The sequence below is a fragment of the Acidovorax sp. GW460-11-11-14-LB4 genome (assembly GCF_059423685.1).
In genome coordinates this window covers 76,496-83,374 of sequence record NZ_JBWKYJ010000014.1, presented here as the reverse complement: position 1 = coordinate 83,374, position 6,879 = coordinate 76,496, and the positions used below count along the sequence as shown (strand labels likewise).

At 67.2% G+C, this 6,879-nt stretch carries 5 protein-coding genes; all 5 read left to right on the top strand.

The genetic code is table 11. The features are described 5' to 3' along the window. On the top strand, positions 1–1,469 hold a 1,469-nt coding region (locus tag AC07X4_RS08210), incomplete at its 5' end, for an efflux transporter outer membrane subunit (RefSeq protein WP_494739791.1). A gap of 73 nt (positions 1,470–1,542) precedes the next feature. Further along, a complete protein-coding gene (locus AC07X4_RS08205; RefSeq protein WP_494739790.1) occupies positions 1,543–2,868 on the top strand; it encodes an HlyD family secretion protein in 1,326 nt (441 codons plus the stop codon). 16 nt (positions 2,869–2,884) lie between these two features. Then, positions 2,885–4,528, top strand: a complete 1,644-nt coding sequence (locus AC07X4_RS08200) for a DHA2 family efflux MFS transporter permease subunit (protein WP_494739789.1) — start codon at positions 2,885–2,887, stop codon at positions 4,526–4,528. A gap of 230 nt (positions 4,529–4,758) precedes the next feature. Next, positions 4,759–4,917 (top strand): DUF3309 family protein, encoded by a 159-nt coding sequence (locus AC07X4_RS08195; protein ID WP_007856361.1) that lies wholly within the window; start codon positions 4,759–4,761, stop codon positions 4,915–4,917. A gap of 260 nt (positions 4,918–5,177) precedes the next feature. Next, positions 5,178–6,857 (top strand): sensor histidine kinase, encoded by a 1,680-nt coding sequence (locus AC07X4_RS08190; RefSeq protein ID WP_494739788.1) that lies wholly within the window; start codon positions 5,178–5,180, stop codon positions 6,855–6,857. Positions 6,858–6,879: the final 22 nt, after the last annotated feature.

Genomic DNA, 6,879 nt, shown 5'->3' with positions numbered 1-6,879 from the left:
CTGCCCCCACCTCCCTGTCCACCCGCTCTGCCCTCGCCGCCCATCTGGCGGTATCGGCCGTTGCCCTGGCCGCCGCGCTGCTGCTGGTGGGCTGCGCCAACCCCGGCCCGGCCCACACACCGCTGGCGCAAACCACCCCGGCCGCCGCTGGCCTGACCGCAACCACCACCGACGTGGTGGCCACCAGCCAATGGTGGAAGGCGCTGGGCGATGAACAGCTCAACACCCTGATCGACCAGGCCCTGCAAGGCAACCCCAGCCTGGCCGTGAGCCGCGCCCGGCTGGAACAGGCCGTGGCCCTGAGCCAGGTGCGCGAGGCCGCCAACGGCCCCCAAGCCACCCTGGGCGTGGACGCTACCCGCCAGCGCTACACCGCCAACGGGCTGGTGCCTGCCCCGGTGGCTGGCAACACGTACAACAGCGGTACCGTGCAGGCCACGCTGAGCTGGTCGCCCGACTTCTTTGGCCAGCACGCTGCCGAGCTGCAGGCTGCGCTGGGCCAGGCCCGCGCCGCCCAGGCGGATGCAGCCGCCGCCGCCAACACCCTGGCCGCCCAGGTGGGCCGCAGCTACGTGGCGCTGGCCCGGCTGGTGGCCCAGCGCGACGTGGCGACGCGCGCGCTGGAGCAGCGCGAAGAACAGCGCAAGCTCACGCAAGAGCGCACCTCTGCAGGCCTGGACAGCCAGGTCGAGCTGACCCAGGCCCAGGCCGCTGTGCCCGACGCCCGCACACAAATCGAAGCGCTCGAAGAGCAGATCACCCTGGGCCGCCGCCAACTGGCCGTGCTGACCGGCCAGGCGCCCGATGCCCTGCCCCAGCTCACGCCCCGCCTTGCCGCCCTGCAGCCCACCGCCGTGCCCGAGGTGCTGGGCGCCGACCTGCTGGGCCGCCGCCCCGACGTGGTGGCCGCGCGCTGGCGCGTGGAAGCTGCAACGCAAGGTGTGAACAGCGCGCGCAGAGAGTTCTATCCCAACATCAACATCGGCGCGTTCATTGGCCTGAACTCGCTGGGGCTGGACCGGCTGTTCAACGGCAGCTCGCGCCAGATGGGCGTGACGCCCGCGCTGCGCCTGCCCATTTTTGACGGGGGCCGCCTGCGCGCCCAGCTGGGCGGCCGCGCGGCCGAGCTGGATGCAGCCATCGCCCAGTACAACGGCGCCGTGCTCGATGCGGTGAAGGAAGCCGGCGACGCCGTGGCCTCCATGCAATCGCTCACCCGCCAGCAGGCCTTGCAGGACGAGGCCATGGCCAGCGCCGAAAAAGCCTACCGCTTTGCGCAGGAGCGCTACCGCGCAGGGCTGGGCAACTACCTGGTGGTGCTCTCCACCGAAAGCCAGGTACTGGCCCAGCGCCGCCTGGCCGTGGACCTGCGCGCCCGCCAGCTCGACACCCGCCTGGTGCTGATGAAGGCCCTGGGTGGCGGCTGGGCCGATGACACAGCAGTGCTGCACACCGCCGCCGCGCACTGACCGGCCCACCACACCGCACCGCACCGCACTCATTCAAAAACACATAACAACACATTCCTGAAAGACCACAGCCATGACCGCCAACAGCGAACCCCTCACCGCCAACGAAGCCAACACCGCCCGCCGCCGCGGCCTCACCCTCATCGCCGCAGCCGTCGCGCTGGTGGCCATCGGCTGGGGTGGCTGGCACTGGGCCAATGGCCGCCATGTCGAGACCACCGACAACGCCTACGTGGCAGGCAACGTGGTGCAGATCACGCCGCAGATCGGCGGCACGGTGGTGTCCATCGGCGCTGACGACACCGACTATGTGAAGGCCGGCCAGTTGCTGGTCAAGCTCGACCCCGCTGACGCCCGCGTGGCGCTGGAGCAGGCCGAGGCCCAGCTCGCCCAGACGGTGCGCGAAGTGCGCACCCTGTATGCCAACAACTCCACGCTCAAGGCCCAGGTCAGCCTGCGCAGCGCCGACCTGGCCCGTGCCCAGGCCGATGCTGCCCGCGCCCAGGACGACGTGAACCGCCGCACCCCGCTGATGGCCAGCGGTGCCGTGGGCAAGGAAGAGTTCCAGCACGCCACCGCGCAGCTGGCCGCCGCCAAGAGCACCGTGGCCGCCGCCCAGTCGGCCGTGCTGGCCGCACAAGAACAACTGGCCGCCAGCCAGACACAGACAGAAGGCACCTCGGTCGAGCAGCACCCCAATGTGCAGCGCGCCTCGGCCCGCGTGCGCGAGGCCTACCTGGCCGTGCAGCGTGCCCAGCTGGTCGCCCCGCTGGACGGCCACGTGGCCAAGCGCGGCGTGCAAGTGGGCCAGCGTGTGCAGGCCGGCGCCCCGCTGATGACGCTGGTGCCGCTGAACGACCTGTGGGTGGACGCGAACTTCAAGGAAAGCCAGCTCAAGACCCTGCGCATCGGCCAGACCGCCGAGCTGGCAGCCGACGTGTACGGCACCAAGGTCACGTACCACGGCACGGTGACCGGGCTGGGCGCAGGCACTGGCGCTGCCTTTGCGCTGCTGCCCGCACAGAACGCCACGGGCAACTGGATCAAGGTGGTGCAGCGCGTGCCAGTGCGCATTGCGCTCGACCCCAAGGAAGTGGCAGAGCACCCGCTGCGCGTGGGCCTGTCGATGGAAGTCAAGGTGGACACCGCCGACCAGAGCGGCAAGACGCTGGCCGACACCCAGCGCACCACGCCCGTGGCCGCCACCGCTGTGTTCGACGAGCAATTCAAGGCGGCCGACGACGAAGTGGCGCACATCATCGCCGCCAACCTGGGCCGCAATGGCAAGGCCGCCTTGGCCGTGGCGTCGCCCAAGGTGAGCAGCCAGCCCGCAGTGCAGGCGCAAAAGCATGCATCGGCCCCGGCGCAGCCCGCCGTGCAATCCCCGGTGGTGCAGTAAGCGGGGTTGACCGAGCATGACTGCCGCCAACCCCACTGCAGACACCGCAGGCCAGGCCCCCGCTCCGGCGGCGCCTGCTGCGGTGTCGCCACCAGCAGCCCCCCCCGGGCCGCCTGCTGCCTATCCGCCGCTGCAGGGCACCGCCCTGTTGCTGGGCACGCTGTCGCTGTCGCTGGCCACGTTCATGAACGTGCTGGACTCGTCCATCGCCAATGTCTCCATCCCCGCCATTGCCGGTGACCTGGGCGTGAGCCCCGGCCAGGGCACCTGGGTCATCACCAGCTTTGGTGTGGCCAATGCCATCTCGGTGCCGCTCACCGGCTGGCTCACGCAGCGCTTTGGCGCGGTGCGCCTGTTCACCATGAGCGTGATGCTGTTTGTGCTGACCTCCTGGCTGTGCGGCTTTGCCTCGTCGCTGGAAATGCTGGTGTTCTTCCGCGTGCTGCAGGGCCTGGTGGCCGGCCCGATGATTCCGCTGTCGCAAACGCTGCTGCTGGCGAGCTACCCGCGTGCCTTGGCCGGCACGGCCCTGGCCCTGTGGGGCGTGACCACGCTGGTCGCGCCGGTGGTGGGGCCGCTGCTCGGCGGCTGGATCACCGACAACATCTCCTGGCCGTGGATCTTCTACATCAACGTGCCCGTGGGCCTGCTGGCCGGGGTGCTGACCTGGGGCATCTACCGCAAGCGCGAGACCCCCATCCGCAAGCTGCCGATTGACACCGTGGGCCTCAGCCTGCTGGTGTTGTGGGTGGGCGCGCTGCAGCTCATGCTCGACAAGGGCAAGGAGCTGGACTGGTTTGCCTCGGGCGAGATCATCACCATGGCCGTGGTCGCCGTGGTGGCGTTTGCTGTCTTCCTGGTGTGGGAGCTGACCGAAAAGCACCCGGTGGTGGACCTCAAGCTCTTCAAGGGCCGCAACTTCACGTTCGGCGCGCTGGCGCTGTCGGTGGCCTACGCACTGTTCTTCGGCAACGTGGTGCTGCTGCCGCTGTGGCTGCAGCAGTGGATGGGCTACACGGCCACCTCGGCCGGCATGGCACTGGCGCCGGTGGGCGTGTTCGCCATCCTGCTCACGCCGCTGGTGGGCAAAAAGGTCGGCCAGTGGGACCCGCGCCGCATGGCCACGGGTGCGTTCATCGTGTTCAGCACGGTGCTGTGGATGCGTTCGCAGTTCACGGTGCAGACCGACTTCATCCACATCCTGATCCCCACGCTGTTGCAGGGCGCGGCCATGGCGTTCTTCTTCATCCCGCTGACCACGCTGACGCTGGCGGGTGTGTCGCCAGACCGCATCCCGGCGGCAGCAGGCTTGTCGAACTTTGTGCGCATCACCGCCGGTGCCATGGGTACGTCGATTGCCACCACGCTGTGGGAGAGCCGCGCCGCCATGCACCATGCGCACCTGACCGAAGGGCTGGTGCAAGGCCAGGGGGTGTTCGCGCAGACGCTGGACGGCCTGGTGGCCTCGGGCCTCACGCAGATGCAGGCGCTGGCGCAGATCAACCGGCTGATCGACCAGCAGGCGTTCACCCGCGCGGCCAACGACATCTTTTTGGGCTCGGCCGGCTTGTTCCTGCTGTTGATCGGGCTGATCTGGCTGACCAAGCGCCCTGCGCGCACCGGCGGCGCGGGCGCGGCAGACGCAGCGGGGGCCCACTGAGAGGCTTCGGCACAGGTTTGGAGAAAAAACAGCTGCAAGCGCTAGTCAAACATGCGCCTGCAGCTATCATTTTTGATATGAATCTGCGGGGTCTGGTCCGGGCACAACCCGCACATCCCACAGTGGGTGTCGGAAATCCCTGACCCAGTGGCGGGCGCGGCACCTGCGGGCAGTTCGCGGGGTGCACCCAACAATGCACTCACCGCAAACCACTCCAACAAGGAACTGCCATGTCACTCTCGCTGATTCTTCTGATCGTTCTGATCCTCATCCTGGTCGGCGCCCTGCCCACCTGGGGCCACAGCCGCTCATGGGGCTACGGGCCCAGCGGCGGGATTGGCCTGGTGGTGCTGATCCTGGTGATCCTGCTGCTGATGGGCCGGATATGACCGGTAGCTGAACTTCCGGTGCAGGCCACACAGCGTCTGCGAGAGGAAGTTTTCAAATGCACACATAGGGCCCTTCCGAGGGCCCTTTGTCTTTGGCGCTTTGTAGGGGGGTGGCGCGGCACGGCGGCCACCCGGACTCGGCCAGAAACACGCAAATGATCAATTTGCAGCGAAAACACAATCAAATTGATAATATTGGCATTTTAATCATTTATTTGATATAAACGATAAATACAAAACATCGCCATACCGCCCAGACCATGCCCTCATCCCCCTACCCCGTTGGCAACATGCGGCAGGTTCAGATCCGTCTGCTGCAGGGCATCCTGTCAGCCAATGTGGCTTTTGAGTTGCTGTTGCTGGCGGTGGGCGCTACCGGGCTGGTTCCCTCCCCAGGGTCGTGGAACCTTGCCCTGGGAACTGGCACCGCGGTCATGATGGCGCTGTGGTGGGCCTTGCGCTGCTGGCCGCGGGTCTATGTTCCGGTGGCACTCATCCAGACCTCCATCGGGCTGGCATTGTTCACCTATGCCCTGTGGCAGCCCCTGGGGCACGAGCTGCGCGCCGTGTGGTTCCTGATCGGAGTGGGCGCGGCATATCTGTTGCTGGGGCGGGCCGCGGGCGTCTGCTATACCGTCCTGACACTGGCGCTGGTAGTGGGTAGCAACGGCATGCAGAGCGCGCCGTATTCGCTGCATGCGCTCATCATCTTCACACTGGCGCTGTCGCTGAGCAGTTTGTGCTTTTACCTGTTTGTGGGCGAAGCGCTGCGCATGTACCAGCACCTGTCCGAGCGGGATCAACAGTTCACGCTGCTCACAGAAGGCGCGGAAGAAGTGATCTGGCGGATCAACCCCGACATGACGGTGGCGTATGTGAGCCCCTCTGACGAGCGGGCGCGCGGCGTCCCCGCGCACGAGGTCATCGGCCGCTCGATCTACAAGACACTGACACCCGAGGGCGCAGGGGCACTGCGCGAGGCGGTGCGTGACCGGCAGCCGCTGTTGACGCTGCCAATGCGCTGTGCCAATGGCGGCGTGCGGTGGTTTGAGATGTCCAGCCGCCTGTACCGCGATGCCCAGGGCCAGCCAGCCGGATACCACAGCATTGGCCGCGATGTGACGGGGCGGCGGGAGCTGGAGCGCGCCTTGCAGGCAGAGCGGCAGCACCTGGAGGCTCGGGTCAAGGAGCGCACGGCAGCGTTGTCCGTCGCCAAGGAAGCCGCGGAGGCTGCTCTGCGCACCAAGAGCATCTTTCTCGCCAACATTGGGCACGAGTTGCGTACCCCCATGACGCTGATCCTGGGGATGACCGAACTGGTGCGCAACCGCTCGCAGGATGAGCGCCTGAAGCCCGTGCTGAACAATGTGATGGATGCGGCCAAAGGCCTCATGCGCATGCTCAACGACCTGATCGATCTGGCTGCGCTGGAAACACGCCAAGTAGCGTTCCAGTTTGCGCCGCTATCGGTCCCAGAGCTGGCGGCAGATGCGGTGCAACTGCTGGAGCCGCAGGCGCGCCAAAAAGGCTTGCAGATCTTCCTGGCCCTCGATGGCGTGGGCACCGACGCCAGCCACGTGGGGGACGCAGACCGTATTCAGCAGGTGCTGGTCCACCTGCTGGACAACGCCGTGAAATTCAGCCTCTCGGGTCACATCCAGCTGACCCTGGAGACCGAGCAGGACACACCTGATGCGACGGTGTGGCGGCTGCGCGTGACGGACGAGGGTATTGGCATTGCGGCCGGTGACCAGCACCGCATCTTCACGTTGTTCGAACAGGTCGACGGGTCATCGACGCGCAGCTTTGAGGGTGCGGGACTGGGGTTGGCGCTGTGCAAACGCCTCGTCGAGGGCATGGGGGGCAGCCTGGGGGTGGAGAGCGAACCGGGCAAGGGCAGCAGCTTTTGGGTGTCGCTGCCGCTGCCCAAGGTCACCTGATACGGCTCCAGCCCCAGCACAC